Consider the following 17591-nt stretch of genomic DNA (forward strand, 5'->3'; position numbering starts at 1 on the left):
CAATAATAATATGTACTTACCAAATTTGATGAAAACGTCCAATGACGTTTTGGGTTGAAATAATGCTGACGAAAGATTTAGGATCAACAGATTTAACAATTCTTTTTAGCTGATGCATTTCACCTCTCATAATCACACAATACAATACGGTTTTAGTATTATGTGTATATCCTCCATTCGCATGCCACATAGTTGTTCCACGGTGAAGATCATGAGTAATAGCAGCACTTACTTCTTCTCCTCTATCAGTAATAATTAAAAGAGAAATCCGATCAACATGATTTAAGATTAAATTATAAGTACGCATTGAAGCATAGTAAGAAATGATTGTAAATAGGGCGATTTCACTTCCAAAAATAAATCCAGAACAAAGCACAATAATTGCGTTTATAATTAAGTTCATTCTCCCAACAGTAATATTTTTATACTTAGCTACGACACGAGATAAAATATCAAGACCGCCTTCTGATCCACCGCGACGTAAAACAAGTCCACATCCAATGGCATTTAATACGCCACCAAAAATAGCGGAGAGTAAAATATTGTCTGTTAACATATGTTTTACCGGAATGATTAGTAAAAAAAACGATACTAGACTTGTTGCAAGTATTGTATAAAAGCTAAACTTTTTGCCTAAATAGATGTATCCAAGAATCATTAACGGCACATTTAATAAAAAATAGAAAACACCAACTTTAAGATGGGTAAAGTGATGAAGAAATTGGGAAATACCGGTTAATCCACCTGACAAAAGACCGGCTGGAATGGTTAGTGAATTCAGTGCAAAGGCTGACAAAAAGCTTCCAAAGACAATAATAACGAGGTCTACAAGTATAGATATAGACGAAGTAATCGGTTCATTTTTTTTCATTGTAAATTCCATAAATCTTTTCCCTCATTTTTGAAAAATGTAGTTGTTTTAAATCCCCATCTATAGTAGCACTATTCATGTAAATAAGGAAGATTTTTTTAGCGAATAGGAAAGGAGAAATTTTCAAATTTCTCCTTTCCTATTCGCTAAAAACGCATAAGTAGGCTTTGGAAGTAATCACATGAAAGCCGAATAACTTTCTTTTTTTCGGAAAACTACGGCTATTAGTTACGAAAAAGGATCAAGCTATGAGTTTTCTTTATTTTCATATAAGAACTTGAGTTATGAATTCTTTTTTGCTATTTGAGTTTATAAAAAACATTTTATTTCACGAACTTAAAATCAATTGCACTTGACCAATATTCAGAAAATGTTTAAAATAAAAATAAATCTTTCGTCTGTCCCCGTTTATTTAAACCCCATAACTACAATAATTTTAACTCCCAATAGAATGGAAATATATTTGAAAGGATTGAAGGAATGAGTAATAATCATGTAAACGTTATCCAATTTGCTCAAACAATTTCTCGGACAAGAAAATTTCGTCACGATTACCCGATTACAAAAGAATTACAGAAATTATTAGTTTTAGATGTATATAGTGACTTTGTAAAATATATGTTCGGTCAATTTTATTTTGAAGCAAAACCTTTTATTGACGAATTTACTGTTTTCCATCCGACAACAGAGGAGAAAAAACCGTTATTAGTGAATAACTTATTTTGGTGGTATGCTCTAAATCAAGAAATAGATGGTCACCAGGCAATAGAAGAATATATACAAAAACAGAAATATCATTATCGGAAAAAGTCGATTATCCCAGCTTGGCTAAGGGAATGGGGGAAGGCGGAACCGAAATTTTATCAAGTTGTTTATAAATACAATGATAACGCACTTGTATTAATGGATATTTTTGATAAAAAGCCGTTAGATGTAAATATTTACGATCATGAAGCGGTGGCTGCTCAAGAAGGGGAAATTGTGGCTGGTACATTAATTCCAATTGGCAATTCATTGTACTTCCCAATTATTGATTTTTACCATTTTGATATAAAAGCAACGGAGGAAATTGTTACGCATATTCTTTTATATTATGAACAATATGATGATATAACTTCGACGCAACAATTGTTTCTTCATCTATTATCAATAGCATTACAAGTGGAAAGCCGGATTACAATAGAGACTGAAAAATAGATGATATACTAGGGGGCTGTCCAGAAAGTCAGATTTTGATTTCCGGATGCCCCCAATTCAAGTTTTATAATCTTGATATATCAATCCTCTTGATTATCGTATTTTTTTAGAATTTCCACTTTCCGGATAGACCTAATCGGTAATGTAAGCGTTAACATAAATGTCACAGATTTCTCATGTTTTGTTTGATAAAATATATATGTAAAGAAAAAGTGACCTGACAGGAGGCTCAACCAGCTATGTCGTTTCCGTCTCAATAGGTTTACATTTAAGTGCCACTCTACACCGAATTCTGTCAATATTTATCATGGATAAACGAAGTATCGTTTTAACAGTCACCGGAAGGATTGATGACTTGCAAGGGCATGGGGTACCTATAGATTAATTTCTGACATATGGGTTAGCTTTTGGATAAATAACTTATTTTTGGTTATTATTATATGATGGTTTGACAAACATTCTACATCCAGTGTACATGGATCTACAAGGTTATTGATTTGGACGAAAAGTAGGTATTTTCGTATGGTTGGGTCTCCTGTCGTGTCGACAAAACAGTGCAAATGTCATGCACTGTTTTTTTATTGGAAAGAAGTGGTGACAAGATAGTTGTAAAACATATTTTTCTTCCGTTTGGAAACGATAGACAAAAGTTTGGTCAAAAGAAAGGAAGCGGATATTAATGGAAAAACAAAACATTCAAGAATAAATTGAATATAAAAGTGGAAAATTTACGAAACGCGTTATTTTTAATGAGGTATATTCGACGGTGTTTATTTTAAACTTTCAACCTGGACAAGTATTACCAAGCCACAAACATCCAGGAGCAAAATTATTTCTACTTGTATTAAAGGGTGAAGGAAGTTTTAATATTAATGGAAACGAGATATATGTAAAAAAGGATGACCTAATTACAGTAACTGGAGATGAAGAACTTTCTTTTACAAACAATGGGAAAGAAAATGTAAGCCATTACGTTACACTACATAATACTCCTAGTCCTGAGATTGCTGTGGATATATAACGTGCTTTTGATCTTGTTTCCGGTGATACACCAATTCAAGAAGCAGTTGCTACATTTCGTCCATCTAACTAATGGATTGAATAAAAAGTGACAAATCCATCATCATTTTTTTTGATGGTGGATTTGTTATCCAATAAGGAAACAAATAATCTTGATGAGAAAAGTGATTCAGCAAATTGTATATAATCAAACATCAATATATCCTTTTACTCCAACTCTGAATGTGTTATTTTGACATTTTCTCCATGTTTGCTTTTACGGCATTTATAATAGCTGAACGAAAGCCACTATCTTCAAGAATAGCGACAGATTCAATTGTTGTGCCACCGGGTGAACAAACATCATCTTTTAACTTTCCGGGATGATTACCTGTAGTAAGTAACATTTTCGCTGAGCCTAAAAGGGCTTGGGCAGCGAAAGTATAGGCAAGGTTTCTCGGTAAACCATATAGTACGGCACTATCAGCAAGTGACTCCATAAATATATAAGCAAATGCTGGTGATGAACCGCATATTGCACTAGCAATATCCATATAATTTTCATCAATAAACGCTACTTTACCAAAACTTTCAAATAATTCATGCAGTTCTTGTTTATCTGTTTCTGTAATGAATTGGTTACAACTAATAGCAGTCATTCCTTCTTCGACAAGAACAGGGGTATTAGGCATTGCTTTAATCATTTTAGTAGCTTTATGAAAGCGTGTTTCATTTTCTTTTATTGTTTGACCAGCTGCGATGAGGATAATAATCGTATCTTCCTGAATCTCATCCTTAATTTCATTAATAACGATTGGGTACATATTTGGAGTAACGGATAGAAAAATAATATGGCAGTTTTTAGCAACTTCCACATTGCTTTCTGTTATGTTGATGTTGAATTTTTCCTTTACATCTATTAATTTTTGGTATGATCGATTTGAAGCATATACATTTTCAAATGGGGCATAGCCCGAATGGATTATACCACTTATCATCGCTGTCGCCATATTTCCACAACCGATAAAGCCAATATTCATGTTCATTTATAAAATCCTCTCATATAAAAATTTATTGCATATTAGTTATTTTAATATAACATAAGGACAACGATAAAACGATTTCCTTTAAAAGCACATATATTTTTGTTATAATTTAATTTATTAGAAGGCCTCTTTTTTAAAATGTATTTGCCTAGTGTGCATACATTTATGATAGAGAGCCTTCTCTCTTTTTTCTAGATATGTGTTCCATTTTCCTTTGAAAATCATTTTACACAAATTTCGCTTATCGATGAAAAAGTGATTCTTTCACATGAAAATGGATTGAATTCCTAGTAAATTCATTTTAATGGGTGCTTAAAAAATTCACCTAAAAAAATGAATCTTTTTGCTATCTAATTCAGTATATATACTAACAAATTTTTTAGGAGGGAAATCAATGAGTATTCTAACTAGGTTTAAAGATATTATGACAAGTAATATGAATGCATTATTGGATAAAGCTGAAAATCCGGAGAAAATGATTGATCAATATTTACGTAATTTAAATCGTGATTTAGGTAAGGTGAAGGCAGAGACAGCTTCAGTTATGGCAGAAGAACAGCGAGCAAAACGTGTGCTTGAAGAAAGTAAGGCGGATGCTGAAAAAATGGAGAAATATGCAATAAAAGCATTAGAAGCCGGGAATGAAGATGATGCCAGAAAGTTTCTTGAAAGAAAAACACAAATTACGGAAAAACAAGCAGAGCTTCAGCAAGCTTACGATTTAGCTGAATCAAATGCACATCAGATGAGACAAATGCATGATAAACTTGTCTCAGATATTAATGAATTAGAAGCGAAAAGAAGAATGTTAAAGGCGAAATGGTCAGTTGCAAAAACCCAAGAGCGTATAAATAAAATTGGCTCTTCGGTGACGGACGCTAACAATACAGCAGCAGGATTCGGCCGGATGGAAGATAAAGTGAATCGTGCTCTAGACGAAGCAAATGCAATGGCAGAGTTAAACAAAGCTCCAAAGGATGATATTGAAGATCTTGCATCAAAATATGATAAACAGGTAAGTGTAGATGATGAGCTCGCTAGATTGAAGGCGAAGTTAAATAAAGAGTAATAGGAAACTATTGCCTCAAAGTATTTAATCTATTGTTTACTTTTGTTATTCGATTAAGTTGTGACCATTTATTCAGTCGGGTTTGAATCCCTACTGAATTTTTTAACATCATGGTTCCCCCGCTAATGAAGCAGGGGGAATACTGATAAATACAGTTAAACGTTGCAGCTTAATCCCTTTTTCATAGGTGGAGCTAGGAGGAAAAATATGGTCATTCATTACAAATGCCCTAATTGTGGCGATGATATGGTTTTTGACAGTGAAACGGGAAAACTAACTTGTCATTCATGTGGACGACAAGATGCAATAGAAAATTTTTCTGAGGAATTTATTACAACGACTTTTTCAGAAGATGAGACGAAAGAATATCATTGTGAAAATTGTGGTGCGATTTTAATTACGGATGCGGACACGGTTGCGACTATATGTAGCTTTTGCGGAGCAGGTGTTGTTATTAGTGATCGTGTTTCGGGTACACTTGCACCGTCATTAGTTATTCCTTTTTCAATCAGTAAGGACGAAGCAGTTGCCGCTTTTAAAAAATGGTGTAAACATGGTTTAGTGACTCCAAGTGACTTCATGACTGCTGATCGTATAAAAAAGATCACAGGGATGTATGTTCCTTTTTGGATGTTTGATTTGAATAGTCGAGTTCAAGTTTCGGGTAATGCAACCCGAGTACGGACGTATACGAGCGGGGAGTATATTTATACAGAAACAAAACATTACCGTGTGTTTCGCGATATTAATTTAGATTATTTAAAAATACCTGTTGATGCGTCTGAAAAAATGGAAGATGGCTTAATGGATAAGCTTGAACCATATCGATATGATCAATTAAAAGAGTTTAAAACACCGTATTTAGCAGGCTATATCGCGGAGAAATATAATTATGATGATAATGACCTACTTCCAAGGGCAAAATCAAAAATACAAAATTTCATAGATTCATATGTTCAAACAACAGTAAGTGGTTATTCTACTTTTATTCCTGACCAAAAACATATTAATAGTAAGAAAGTGAAAAGTTACTATGTACTCCTTCCCATATGGATGGTCACGTATAATTATCGGCAAAAGGATTATATTTTTGCTATGAATGGACAGACTGGAAAAGTTGTTGGGAAGCCTCCAATTAGTCGTGGGAAAATTGCCGGTTGGTTTGCCGGAATTACTGCTGGAACATTAGTTATTTTGAGACTTGTCACCTTTATGATGGGGGGCGGTCTATTATGATGAAAAAAATATCATGGTTTATAGGAATTATTTTATTTTTAATGATTCTTGGTAAGACACCTGAAGTTTTTGCTTTAAGTCAAAAGGTATTTGACGGTGCAAACATTTTATCGGAAAATGAAGCTAAAGAGCTGGAATCACTTGCGAATGAAATTGGGTCAAAATGGGATACGGATATATTAATTGTTACTGTTGATGATCCGAGTATCGACGTAAAGCAATATACAGAAGATTTTTATGACGAAAAGATAGAAGAACAAGGCTTGAATAAGTGGAATGTAGCAATGATTACATTAGACATGTATAATCGCGAAGTTTATTTGGCAGGTTTTTATAAAGGAAAATTATATTTAAACGATAGCCGCTTAAACAAGATTCGCGATGAAATTACACCAGCCTTAAGTGGAGGGAATTATGGCCTCGCTTTCCAACAGTTTATTGAATCGGTGGATCATTATATGGATGGAGAACCTGCGAATATTTTCTTGCGATGGTGGTTCCAATTAATTATCGCAAGTATTTTGGGTGGAATCGTTGTTTTTTCATTTGTATATACGAGTGGCGGCCGAATTACGGTAAATAATCGAACTTATCTAGATGAAAAGACATCGCGAGTAATTGACAGTAGAGATGACTATATCCGTACGACAGTTACAAAAGTAAAGAAACCGTCGTCGAACTCTAGTGGTGGAGGTGGCGGTGGAATTACTGGTGGTGGGCATTCACATAGTGGGAGCCGCGGAAGTTTTTAATGGAATTAGGTATGAATGTTTTTTTTCACAGGGAAAGGATTTGATGAAATGGCTTTTTTTAAAAATCAGTTTGCGAATGTTGTTGAGTGGGAAGAGTTTCGCGATGATATGATTTTTTGGAAATGGACGAATCGTGAAATTAAAAAGGGAAGTAAGTTAATTATTCGTCCCGGTCAAGATGCGGTTTTTTTATACAATGGTAAAGTAGAAGGGATATTCACAGACGAGGGGGACTATAATATTGAGTCAGAAATCATTCCATTCCTTTCCACGTTAAAAGGGTTTAAATTCGGTTTTAATAGCGGTATGCGTGTGGAAGTCCTCTTTGTAAACACGAAAGAATTTACTGTAAAATGGGGAACGAAAAATGCAATTAATATCCCAACACCAGGTATGCCAGGGGGAATGCCTATTCGTGCTAATGGTACTTTCCAATTTAAAGTAAATGATTATATCGCCTTAATTGATAAAATTGCGGGAGTTAAAAATAGTTATTTAGTGGAAGATGTGAAAATTCGCATTACCGCAGTACTCGATCAACTACTGATGAAATGGATTTCTAAAGAAGGAAAAGATATGTTTAATTTGCAAGCGAATGCCCATGAGATTGCAAGTGGGATTAAAGAAGATTTGGATATGCAAATAGTAGATGATGGGCTAACAATTACACGTTTTCATATTATGAGTTTTAACTATCCGAAAGAAATTCAAGATATGATAACGAAAAATGCCTCTTTCGGCATGGTCGGTGATATGAAAAAATATCAACAAGTGTCCATGATTGATGGGATGAGTTCCGGAAAAATGTCTGGTGGCGGCGTGGCTTCTGATATGGCAGGGATGATGATGGGTATGAACATGGCCAAAGAGATGATGGAAGATATGGAAGAGGATGAAGGGAAAAAGGAAAAAGAGAAAGAAAGCACTCAACTTCAACCAGGAGTAACGGAAGGCAGTGAGTCGAAAAAGGTGAATTTCTGCCCAAATTGTGGAGAGAAGAATCCTGGAACGAAATTTTGTCCGAACTGTGGTTATAAGCTGGCCTAGTAATAGATTGTGCCACTTTATATAAGTAAATTTGTATAAAGTGGCAGTTTTATTATCTAATGAATTGAAACATAGGACAAACATTAGTTAGAAATGACTACAACTCGAACGCTCCTAATAGAATCATATAAAAGATTGACAGGGAAGCAATCTAACAGTTTGGTAGTCTCTCCATTTGTACACGTAATTTTGATAATCTATCACTCTTGAAATATATCATCATTTACGCAAGGAGACACTCAAATGTAGTCGTGAGTTCATTGATGACAAAACCTTGTTTGTCAATTAAACAATGGCTTAATATGTCAACAACTCATGGCTAGAAGTAACGAGAGTTCTCGACATATCTAAAACACTTATTTTTATTTAAAATACCATTTCCACAGTGATAGACCGGTAATGGATAAAAATAGGATTGTGCCATATAACCAAATAGATAGCATTGGGTTAACAAACATTTTTTTCACACTCCTTATTTAATTTCACGAAGAACTTGATGTTCTCCCATGCTCTAAGTCAGGTGTAGGTATTTTTATTATTTTTGCGAATAAGAACATAACTCCGATTCCAATTAATGTTGCCCATGCACCTGCAGCCATTGTACTTTTTTCAATCCCACCAAAATAGAGAATAAAATAAGAAACTAAGCCTATAATCATTGAAAGTTCAGCTGCACGACCGGATGCTTGATCTTTACCAAAAACTGCATATAGTACCGGTCCAACCGTGCCCGCTGCAACACCGGAAATACCTATCCATATAATGTCTCCCATCGACTTCGGTGGATTTAATACAATCCAATATGCAAGAATTCCGGTGAGAAGAACAGAATATCTACTAATGTGTAAAGCAATTCTTTCTGCTTTGTCCTCATTTATTTTTAGAAAACCTTGTTTTACGATTACTTTTAGAAAAATATCATTTGCGAAAACGGTGGAAATCGAGACAAATAATCCGTCTGTTGTGGATAGAGCCGCAGCTAAAATGACAATAACCATAAAAGCTGCCATGAATGCTGGAAATACTTGAACGATGTATTCCATTAAAGCCATATCGCTAACGGCGATACCGTCACCCAAATAGGCTCGGCTATATAGACCACCGAATAGAACGATGACACAGAAAACCATTGTGGTGACATAGACAACAATCATTTTACCTATATCTTTTTCGTTTTTTAATCCGAGAACTTTATTGAAAAGTTGAGGTGCCGATACTGCAAAAGCCATCTGGATTAAAAATGCACCTATGACAGCAGACAGAGAATCAAAATAGGTTGATTCTGAGTTGAAAATTGTTACATAACTTTGGTTTTGGCTGGCGAGTTTGGCTGTTATTTCCTGGAATGTTGCCGTTACACTCCCCTCCCAAAATAGAACGATTCCTGAAATAAAGATAATTAGACCAGCAATGGCCATTAGGAAAACTTGGACGGCATCCGTATAAACATCAGCTAGTGTCCCTCCAATAAACACATAAAGAATGACAATGGCAGCAATAAAAATTAAAGCTACTTTATAAGAAATGCCAAGGGTGTATTCAAAAACTCGGGCTCCAGCAACAAATTGTCCTGCAATATAAAAAATATTAAATAACAAGATGAGGCCAGTGCCTATACGTAATATATTACTATTATAAAAGTCACCTAACCAATCGGAGAGGGATAAAGACTTTTGTTTGGAATTGATTTTTCGCACGTGCTTTGCGACAAGAACTGCGCCAAGTGGACCACCGCCTAAAATTCCTAATAATAACCAAAGATTTGCATATCCCCATTGATAAGACCAACCCGGGTAGCCTAAGAAAACAGCGGCACTTAAATAAGTTGCTGCAAAAGACAAGCCTAACAGAACCGGTCCTAATTTGCCGCCACCAATCGTAAAATCGCTTATACTTTTTGTCCCTCTGCTGCTATACAGGCCGAGGCCTATCATGAGGATAACAAATAAACCAACACCGCTCCAAACATATCGTTCTAGCTCATTCATTTTGCTTCCTCCTTTTCATTATTTATTTGTTTGTAATATTGAGAATTGCTTACCAGGATGATTAATAGGTAAATGAACTCTACCTTTTCCAAACAGATTTTCCCTTAACGTTGCCCCTTCATATTCCGTTCGATAAATCCCTCGTTTTTGTAATTCCGGAACGACATGATTAACGAATTCATAGAAAGTGCCCGGTGAGTACACTTGTGCAATATTAAACCCATCTACATCGCCTTCTGTTGCCCATAATTCCATTTTTTCAGCAATTTGTTCTGGTGTACCAATAAATTTAACAGCACCGTTACCAAGTCCGTGATTTAAAATCGCTTCTCTTAAGGTCCATTTTTTAGTTGGATCTTTTGCATACAAGTCTAGATTACCTTGCATTGCTTCCGTTTCCATTTCTGTAATATAAACATCCGGATCAAAAGTAGAGTAGTCAATCCCAGTGTGACCAGAAAGAAGGGACAGGGTTCCTTCATAGCTAACATATTTTTTTAATTCCTCATAATTTCGGTGTGCTTCTTCTTCTGTTGAACCAATAATTGGTAAAATGAGCGGAAATATTTTAATATCATTTGGGTTTCTTCCGTGAGCACGAGTAAGCCGGTGTATATCTTTAGCATAGGCACGTAATGATGCTAGTGAAGTATGCTTGGTAAAAACAGCCTCAGCATGTTTGGCGGCAAATTTCCTTCCTCTTGGTGAGGAACCAGCTTGGAATAAAACTGGCGTTCGTTGTGGTGATGGTTCAACGAGATGTGGACCAGTGACCGAATAATATTTGCCCCTATGTTTGATTTCGTGTACTTTAGTTGCGTCTACAAAGCGATCATTATCTTTGTCAAAAAGAATTGCATTGTCGTCCCAACTATGCTCCCAAAGTTTATAAACAACTTCTAAAAATTCATCTGCACGACCGTACCTTGCTTCATGAGTAGGACGACCAGATAATCCAAGATTTGCCGCTTCACTTTCTAAGTAGGATGTGACAATATTCCAACCAATTCGACCTTCAGTTAAATGATCGAGCGTTGATAATTGTCGTGCTAGTGTGTAAGGGTGTGAATATGTCGTTGAAATGGTTACTGCAAAGCCAAGATTTTTTGTTGTCAATGCCATAGCTGAGATAGATAGAAGTGGATCATGTGCTGGAAATTGAACTGCCTTTTCAACAGCTGGATGATAACTGTTTTTATAAACGCTATATGTTCCTAACACATCTGCAATAAACATCGCGTCAAACTTTCCCTTTTCTAATAGTTGTGCTGTTTCTACCCAATAGGATAAGCGATTATGTTCGTGGCCTTTACTTTTTTCATGTTTCCATAGGCCTGTTGAATGTGGGGAGGGGAAGTTTTGGATAAAGCCGTTTAAACAGATTTGTTTTTTCATTGAATTACATCCTTTCAGATTTGTTTTTAACTTTATTCACTAGAAGTCCCTTAAAAAAAGGGAATTTAATAAATTTAAAACGTGTAATCTTAGTTGTATTATCTAATACAAAGTACTTTGATATAAATACTTGGTATTAGAAATAAAAAAGACAGAAAACACTGTTTCAATTGCTTATTTAACTAAGTTATTTACAACGAGACGAGATGTTAAGTTAACTGGGTTAAGAATTGTATCACCGACTGGGCAATGTGCTTCTACAAATTGAATGAATTCGTCAAGTTTTTCTTCAGATTCATCCGTTGTTATATGATAGGTAGAACGGATATTCGAATAACCTGGACGAACATCGGATTTATTTAGAAAGCCGTCAGTATCTAACTCGCCTTCTAAATCAATGGTAAGGTGGTCTAACTGTATTCCAAATTGTTTTGCATACGTTTGAATGACGATTGATTGGCATGCACCTAGAGCTGATAGTAGGAGTTCAACCGGATTCATATTTTGATCTGTACCGCCAAGATTTTTTGGTTCATCGACAATCACCCGATGTCCTCGTGCTTCGGTTTCTACTAAAAAACCTTCTTTTAGTGTTGCTTTGACTTGAAACTTTTCAACTGCCATGATTCATTCCCCTTTCATAGGTTAAAGTTTCCTTTTTCTAAGTGATTAGTTAAATGTTATTGTTATCATTGCATCACCTCACTAAAATAAAAACGACCCCTAAAAAATTTAAGAGGTCGTGTGAATAGTTAAGATATCACTTAACCTCTTATATTTCAGATTTTAAAAAATAAATCTGCTGGAATTGGCACCGTTTGACATTGTCAATGGTTGCCGAGGTTTCACAGGGCCAGTCCCTCCACCTCTCTTTATAAGAGTTAAAAGAATATTTATTTAATTTAGACTCAATTTTAATGAGTTTATGCACTGTTGTCAACAGGACTTTTCACCTATGTTAAGAAAATATTAATTTGTCACCGCAACTTTCTCTTCTTTTTTTTGCTTGCTAATCGCTGTATGTGAAACTTCGACACGTTTTACAAAGAATGAAAGGACGAGTACGATAATATTAATAATGAAAGCGATGAAAAAGGCATGTTGAATACCGACAAGTAATGCTTGTTTTCCGAGTAATGCAGTGGAGCTTTCTGTTAATGTTGTTGGATCAACGGATGAAAATAACTTTTCGCCCTCACTTTGAGCTCGATTGTTCATAACCGAAACGAGAATAGCTGTCCCAATTGAACCAGATACTTGCTGTGCTGTGTTATTCACTGCTGTGCCATGTGGATTTAGCCGATTTGGTAATTGGTTTAGTCCGTTCGTCATAATTGGCATCATAACCATGGACATTCCGAACATTCGTAACGTGTAAATAGAAATAATATAAGTATAAGTTGAGTCAATTTTTAATTCAGAAAGTAAATACGTTGATATCGCTGTAAGGGTAAGACCGATTACACCTAATATTCGTGGACCGTATTTGTCAAATAGCTTACCAGTAATTGGTGACATAATCCCCATCACAATTGCGCCGGGAAGCATCATTAATCCTGAATCTAAAGGTGAAATTCCTCGAACATTTTGGACATAAGCAGGAGTTAAAATCATCCCGGAAAACATGGCGACTGAGTTGACGATAGCAATCACGGATGCTAAAGCAAACATCGGATATTTATAAACACGTAAATCTAATAATGGTTGTTCCATTTTTAACTGGCGAATGATAAAAATAATTAAAGAAATACCGCCTACAAGTAGTGTTGCCAGCACAATTGAATCATTCCAACCATCAGTACTTGCTGCACTAAATCCATACAATAATCCTCCGAAACCAAACGTAGAAAGAATAACAGATAAATAATCAATCGAAGCATTTTTATTTACTTCCATGACATTATCTAATTTCCAAATCGCAAGGATAAGACTGATGATGGCAAGTGGAAGAATCATCTCAAATAAAAGGCGCCAATGATAATATTCGACAATATAGCCAGATAATGTTGGTCCAATGGCCGGAGCAGTAATCATAACGAGACCAAAAACACCCATAGCCGTCCCGCGCTTCTCACGAGGAAAACTGACGAGCATGACATTCATCAATAGTGGCCCCATTACAGAAGAACCAGCTGCTTGCACCATCCGTCCAGCAAGTAAAACACCGAAATTCGGAGCAAAAGCTGCCATTGCTGTTCCAAGTGTAAATATTGCTGTTGATGTGATAAATAAATTGCGGTTTGTAAAGCGGGTAATGAGAAAAGCAGTTGCAGGAATTAACACACCACTAATGAGCATGTAACCTGTTGCGAGCCATTGAACGGTGGAATAGTTTTTAATGTTTAAGTCTTCCATAATAGAAGGTAGGGCAACGTTCAATAAAGAATTATTTAAGAACGATACAAATGCACCAACAAATAACACCGTAATCATTAAATATGGTGGTTTTTTTAGTTGTAAATCTTGATCCATAGACTTCCCCTCGATCCAAAATTATTTTCCATTTGCTTATTCTATACTCTTTGTATATTTCGTGCAACTAATTTGAACTAAGGGTATAAGAAATGTTGTTTTTCTTTAAAACTATGATTATACTGACAATAAAAGGTAGTGGAGATTCGATGAATAAACGGAAAAGAAAAGTAGCGGATATCGCTTTAAAACTATTTATTGAAAAAGGAATTCAGCAAACTTCGATTCAAGATATTATTGACCATGCGAATATTTCTAAAGGAACATTTTACAACTATTTTACATCGAAAAACGACTGTATTGCTGAAATCTTAGAAGGGTTGCGCTATGATGCGAGTCAAATACGAATGGAAATGCAAGTGGGAAAAGATGAAAAAAATCGGCAAATATTAATTGAGCAAATTTCTGTTTTAATTAATTTAAATGAAAAAAATAAGTTAAGTGCGTTATTTGAAGCGATTTTAAACTCAAATGAAACGGAATTAAGAAAACTTGTGCTGCACCACCGGATTTATGAGTTGGAGTGGTTATCAAATCGTTTTATTGAAGTTTATGGTGATGAGATTCGAAATTATGCATTTGAACTTTCTATTTTATTTTTTGGTATGATCCAACATATGCTATTTGCTCTTAAAATTACGAATACATCTTATTCGATTAATCAATTAGTTGAAATTATTATTACTTACTTAGAAAAGATAAAAGGAGAGATGGTTGAGAAGAAGTTCACATTATTAGATCCAGAATCATTATCATATATAAGGACGAAAATAAACCGAAAAGTGTTGTCAAAAGCTGAACTACTTACGATGGCTAAAGATATTGAAACGAAGGCTTCGTTTACGAACGAGCAACGGGATTTATTTCATGCAATTTGTGAAGAACTTAACCAGAAACGAACTCGTACGGCTGTTCTTCAATCATTAATTAAACCGTTTCAGCATTCTTTTTCAATGACTGAATTAGAGCAGCAAGTACGAATGTTTTGTAACTCTGTATGGTATTTTTTACGAATGGAAGGGTGAGCTATATGTAAATAAGCCGGATTCATTATCCGGCTTTCGTCTCAAGAGTTAAGCTATGTTAATCAAGATCAAAAACTTGAACTGATTGTTCAACTATTTTTGCTTCTTTAATTGATGCAAGCGATGCACCATTTGTGGATTGGAAAACATCTAATCCAATAATTGTTTCCATCACATTTTTAATTGTTTCTTCATTTAGATCACTTCTTGGATCATTTACAGTAATACGAACAGTTTTCCCGTCTGTAGTTAAAAAGATAAGCTCTAAATTTTTATCCATTTTAAATGACCTCCTTCATACCCCAGTTATTATCCATATATTTCCTTTTTGTCATCTCGCTCAATCGTCTCAAGTGAATAGACGCATAATGATGCGAGAGCTTGTGCTACTTGATAAATCGTTTCATCTGAACTTGTTGACTTTACATTGTTGTAGTTTTTCCTTTTGTATGTTGGTTTGCCATCTTGATTTAAACCAGATTGATAAACTAAGTTAAAGTTTGTTTTTACTATTTTCGTAAATTTCATCCTTATCACCTCCATTCACTATAGTTATAGAGGAATCGATATAAAATGGATAAAAAATTTTTCTACATTTAATAAGGGGATAAGAAAGTTCAGGTGTACTAGCCTTAACGAGACGAGAACAGTAGTTCAGAGGTGATTCTTGATAGCAAAAAAAAGAGCCGTACTTATTGAACAGCTCCCACATAGTTTTTCTATTATGATAAATTTTTTTGTATCGTTACAGGACTCACTTTGTTCGACCCTATTTCTTTTTTTACATGCTTCCCCTTGTTAAGTTTCGCTTCTTTCTGTAATGATGCTTCTTTCTGTTTATTCGTCTCTTGAATAGGCACGGTTTCATGTCTTAAGTCTTTTACGAATGAAACAATCATGAGAAGAACGATAATAGTAAACGGGAGAGCGGCAACGAGTGAAGCTGTTTGTAGGCCAGTTAACCCGCTTGATAGTAAAAGAACAGCTGCGATGGAACTTAATAGTACTCCCCAGACAATTCGAATTAAAAGTGGGGGATTTAGGCTACCATTACTAGACATACTTCCTAAAATATAAACGGCTGAATCTGCTGATGTCACTAAAAAGGTGAGTATTAAAAGCAGTGAAACGACAGATAAAATAGTTGATAGTGGAAGTCCCTCAAATGTCGTAAATAATGCGCTCGTAATATCATTATTAACAGCTGCAGCAATTTTTGTCCCTTCAAACAAGTCCATATGAAGTGCTGTGCCTCCAAAAATGGCCATCCACACAACAGCGATTGCCGGTGGAGCGACGAGTACTCCAAAAATAAATTCACGAATCGTTCGTCCTTTTGAAATTCGTGCAATGAATGCCCCGACAAATGGTGACCAAGCAATGACCCATGCCCAATAAAAGACGGTCCATTCCTTCACCCATGTTTCTCCTGTATACGGGGTAAGCCGCAAACTGTAACTAATAAAGTTAGAGAAATAATCACCTAAAGCGACAGTAAATGTCTCAAGTATAAATACCGTCGGACCTGCAAAAAAGACGAATAACATGAGGGCGATGGCAACTCCAAGATTAATAGTACTAAGCCATTTAATTCCTTTATCAAGTCCTGTTGAAGAGGAAGTGATAAACATAACTGCCATGACGACAATAATAATAAGTTGTGTGCCTGTACCGTTAGAAATACCAAATACAGTGTGTAATCCACCATTCATTTGTGCAACACCAAGCCCGATTGAAGTTGCAATCCCAATAATTGTTGCTACAATAGCTAGAATATCAATGAGACGTTTCAACGGTTTTACTTGCTTTTTCTTTCCAATGAGTGGTTCAAGCGATGTGGAAATCAAGCCGTTCTTCTTTTTTCGGAATTGAAAATATGCCATACATAAACCAACGACAGCAAAGACAGACCATTGACTCACACCATAATGGAAAAATGAATAATCCATTGCAAGTCGGGCCGCTTCTTCTGAAAGTGGCTTCACATCTTTCATTGGTGGTGTAAAAAAATGCGACATCGGTTCGCCAACACCATAGAAGACGAGGGCAATTCCAAATCCAGCGGAAAATAACATACTAATCCAGGCAAACAGAGAGTATTCAGGCTTCTGGTTTTTTCCACCTAATCGGATTCTGCCATATTTACTAGCAGCCATGTACACGAGAAACACAACAAATATAAACATCGCTAACAAATATAGCCAGCCAAAACTTGAAGCAGTATAATCATAGACAGTATTTGCGTATTTAGCAAAGGTGTTAGGGAAAATAGCTCCAATGATAACAAATACAGCAATAAATATAGCGGAAATCCAAAAGACACTATTTAATTTTTGTTTCGAAAAACTCATCAACTCTTCCTTTCCAGATTGATTTTTTTTTCGCATTTGAAATAGATGAAACCACTGATTTTTTTCTGTAAAGGAAATAGGCAAATCGTAAATTTGTGTGTATGTTTTTTTCGTGTTTACTAAGAGATTATAAGACAGTGGAA

16 protein-coding genes and 1 riboswitch are annotated in these 17591 nt (G+C 35.3%); of the genes, 7 read left to right on the top strand and 9 right to left on the bottom strand.

From position 1 onward, the window contains the following. Positions 1 to 16: 16 nt before the first annotated feature. A complete protein-coding gene (locus BN2144_RS13390; protein ID WP_042337945.1) occupies positions 17 to 883 on the bottom strand; it encodes a YitT family protein in 867 nt (288 codons plus the stop codon). A gap of 468 nt (positions 884 to 1351) precedes the next feature. Between BN2144_RS13390 and BN2144_RS13395 the strand changes: the two genes are divergently transcribed. Further along, positions 1352 to 2068, top strand: coding sequence for a hypothetical protein (locus BN2144_RS13395; RefSeq protein WP_033828754.1), 717 nt, complete (start codon positions 1352 to 1354; stop codon positions 2066 to 2068). 766 nt (positions 2069 to 2834) lie between these two features. Beyond that, positions 2835 to 3089, top strand: coding sequence for a cupin domain-containing protein (locus BN2144_RS13400; protein WP_230199739.1), 255 nt, complete (start codon positions 2835 to 2837; stop codon positions 3087 to 3089). A gap of 226 nt (positions 3090 to 3315) precedes the next feature. Here the strand turns inward: BN2144_RS13400 and proC are convergent, their stop codons facing one another. After that, complete coding sequence (gene proC / locus BN2144_RS13405) at positions 3316 to 4113, bottom strand: pyrroline-5-carboxylate reductase (protein ID WP_033828755.1); 798 nt, start codon at positions 4111 to 4113, stop codon at positions 3316 to 3318. A 394-nt stretch (positions 4114 to 4507) separates the two neighbouring features. On the opposite strand from proC, the gene BN2144_RS13410 reads away from it, so the two are divergent. The 4 genes from BN2144_RS13410 to BN2144_RS13425 all read left to right on the top strand — a co-directional run bounded on the left by BN2144_RS13410 (position 4508) and on the right by BN2144_RS13425 (position 8217). Beyond that, a complete protein-coding gene (locus tag BN2144_RS13410; protein WP_033828756.1) occupies positions 4508 to 5182 on the top strand; it encodes a PspA/IM30 family protein in 675 nt (224 codons plus the stop codon). A gap of 207 nt (positions 5183 to 5389) precedes the next feature. Beyond that, positions 5390 to 6418 (top strand): TFIIB-type zinc ribbon-containing protein, encoded by a 1029-nt coding sequence (locus BN2144_RS13415; protein WP_033828757.1) that lies wholly within the window; start codon positions 5390 to 5392, stop codon positions 6416 to 6418. Next, entirely contained in the window at positions 6415 to 7170 is a 756-nt protein-coding gene (locus BN2144_RS13420; RefSeq protein WP_050632316.1) for a TPM domain-containing protein, read from the top strand. The genes BN2144_RS13415 and BN2144_RS13420 overlap by 4 nt, the downstream gene beginning before the upstream one ends. A gap of 48 nt (positions 7171 to 7218) precedes the next feature. Next, positions 7219 to 8217 carry an SPFH domain-containing protein gene (locus tag BN2144_RS13425; RefSeq protein WP_033828792.1) on the top strand — a complete coding sequence of 333 codons (999 nt, stop codon included), beginning with the start codon at positions 7219 to 7221 and terminating at the stop codon, positions 8215 to 8217. Between the two features lie 482 nt (positions 8218 to 8699). Here BN2144_RS13425 and BN2144_RS13430 read toward each other — a convergent pair whose 3' ends face one another. The 4 genes from BN2144_RS13430 to BN2144_RS13445 form a co-directional block, all read right to left on the bottom strand. Then, positions 8700 to 10205, bottom strand: coding sequence for a sodium:solute symporter family protein (locus BN2144_RS13430; RefSeq protein WP_033828758.1), 1506 nt, complete (start codon positions 10203 to 10205; stop codon positions 8700 to 8702). A gap of 18 nt (positions 10206 to 10223) precedes the next feature. Continuing rightward, positions 10224 to 11600 (bottom strand): LLM class flavin-dependent oxidoreductase, encoded by a 1377-nt coding sequence (locus BN2144_RS13435; RefSeq protein ID WP_033828759.1) that lies wholly within the window; start codon positions 11598 to 11600, stop codon positions 10224 to 10226. Positions 11601 to 11774: 174 nt separating this feature from the next. Continuing rightward, positions 11775 to 12224, bottom strand: a complete 450-nt coding sequence (locus tag BN2144_RS13440) for an OsmC family protein (RefSeq protein WP_033828760.1) — start codon at positions 12222 to 12224, stop codon at positions 11775 to 11777. A gap of 145 nt (positions 12225 to 12369) precedes the next feature. Continuing rightward, positions 12370 to 12481, bottom strand: a riboswitch (SAM riboswitch). An 88-nt stretch (positions 12482 to 12569) separates the two neighbouring features. Then, complete coding sequence (locus BN2144_RS13445; protein WP_033828761.1) at positions 12570 to 14072, bottom strand: MDR family MFS transporter; 1503 nt, start codon at positions 14070 to 14072, stop codon at positions 12570 to 12572. 113 nt (positions 14073 to 14185) lie between these two features. Here BN2144_RS13445 and BN2144_RS13450 point away from each other — a divergent pair, with 113 nt between their 5' ends. Beyond that, positions 14186 to 15097, top strand: a complete 912-nt coding sequence (locus tag BN2144_RS13450) for a TetR/AcrR family transcriptional regulator (protein WP_230199740.1) — start codon at positions 14186 to 14188, stop codon at positions 15095 to 15097. Positions 15098 to 15155: 58 nt separating this feature from the next. Here the strand turns inward: BN2144_RS13450 and BN2144_RS13455 are convergent, their stop codons facing one another. The 3 genes from BN2144_RS13455 to BN2144_RS13465 all read right to left on the bottom strand — a co-directional run bounded on the left by BN2144_RS13455 (position 15156) and on the right by BN2144_RS13465 (position 17484). Further along, the gene (locus BN2144_RS13455; RefSeq protein ID WP_033828763.1) at positions 15156 to 15377 is read right to left on the bottom strand and encodes a DUF2922 domain-containing protein; all 222 of its coding nucleotides are present in this window, start codon (positions 15375 to 15377) and stop codon (positions 15156 to 15158) included. Positions 15378 to 15406: 29 nt separating this feature from the next. Next, positions 15407 to 15625, bottom strand: a complete 219-nt coding sequence (locus tag BN2144_RS13460) for a DUF1659 domain-containing protein (protein WP_042337948.1) — start codon at positions 15623 to 15625, stop codon at positions 15407 to 15409. Between the two features lie 194 nt (positions 15626 to 15819). Next, entirely contained in the window at positions 15820 to 17484 is a 1665-nt protein-coding gene (locus BN2144_RS13465) for a BCCT family transporter (RefSeq protein ID WP_407638029.1), read from the bottom strand. Positions 17485 to 17591 lie beyond the last annotated feature (107 nt).

Source organism: Bacillus andreraoultii, assembly GCF_001244735.1.
GTDB classification, from domain to species: Bacteria; Bacillota; Bacilli; order Bacillales; family Caldibacillaceae; genus Caldifermentibacillus; species Caldifermentibacillus andreraoultii.

Coding starts and splice junctions, on each gene's coding strand:
- BN2144_RS13390 (WP_042337945.1), bottom strand. CDS start 883: ATGGAATTTACAATGAAAAAAAATGAACCGATTACTTCGTCTATATCT.
- BN2144_RS13395 (WP_033828754.1), top strand. CDS start 1,352: ATGAGTAATAATCATGTAAACGTTATCCAATTTGCTCAAACAATTTCT.
- proC (WP_033828755.1), bottom strand. CDS start 4,113: ATGAACATGAATATTGGCTTTATCGGTTGTGGAAATATGGCGACAGCG.
- BN2144_RS13410 (WP_033828756.1), top strand. CDS start 4,508: ATGAGTATTCTAACTAGGTTTAAAGATATTATGACAAGTAATATGAAT.
- BN2144_RS13415 (WP_033828757.1), top strand. CDS start 5,390: ATGGTCATTCATTACAAATGCCCTAATTGTGGCGATGATATGGTTTTT.
- BN2144_RS13420 (WP_050632316.1), top strand. CDS start 6,415: ATGATGAAAAAAATATCATGGTTTATAGGAATTATTTTATTTTTAATG.
- BN2144_RS13425 (WP_033828792.1), top strand. CDS start 7,219: ATGGCTTTTTTTAAAAATCAGTTTGCGAATGTTGTTGAGTGGGAAGAG.
- BN2144_RS13430 (WP_033828758.1), bottom strand. CDS start 10,205: ATGAATGAGCTAGAACGATATGTTTGGAGCGGTGTTGGTTTATTTGTT.
- BN2144_RS13435 (WP_033828759.1), bottom strand. CDS start 11,600: ATGAAAAAACAAATCTGTTTAAACGGCTTTATCCAAAACTTCCCCTCC.
- BN2144_RS13440 (WP_033828760.1), bottom strand. CDS start 12,224: ATGGCAGTTGAAAAGTTTCAAGTCAAAGCAACACTAAAAGAAGGTTTT.
- BN2144_RS13445 (WP_033828761.1), bottom strand. CDS start 14,072: ATGGATCAAGATTTACAACTAAAAAAACCACCATATTTAATGATTACG.
- BN2144_RS13450 (WP_230199740.1), top strand. CDS start 14,186: ATGATTATACTGACAATAAAAGGTAGTGGAGATTCGATGAATAAACGG.
- BN2144_RS13455 (WP_033828763.1), bottom strand. CDS start 15,377: ATGGATAAAAATTTAGAGCTTATCTTTTTAACTACAGACGGGAAAACT.
- BN2144_RS13460 (WP_042337948.1), bottom strand. CDS start 15,625: ATGAAATTTACGAAAATAGTAAAAACAAACTTTAACTTAGTTTATCAA.
- BN2144_RS13465 (WP_407638029.1), bottom strand. CDS start 17,484: ATGCGAAAAAAAAATCAATCTGGAAAGGAAGAGTTGATGAGTTTTTCG.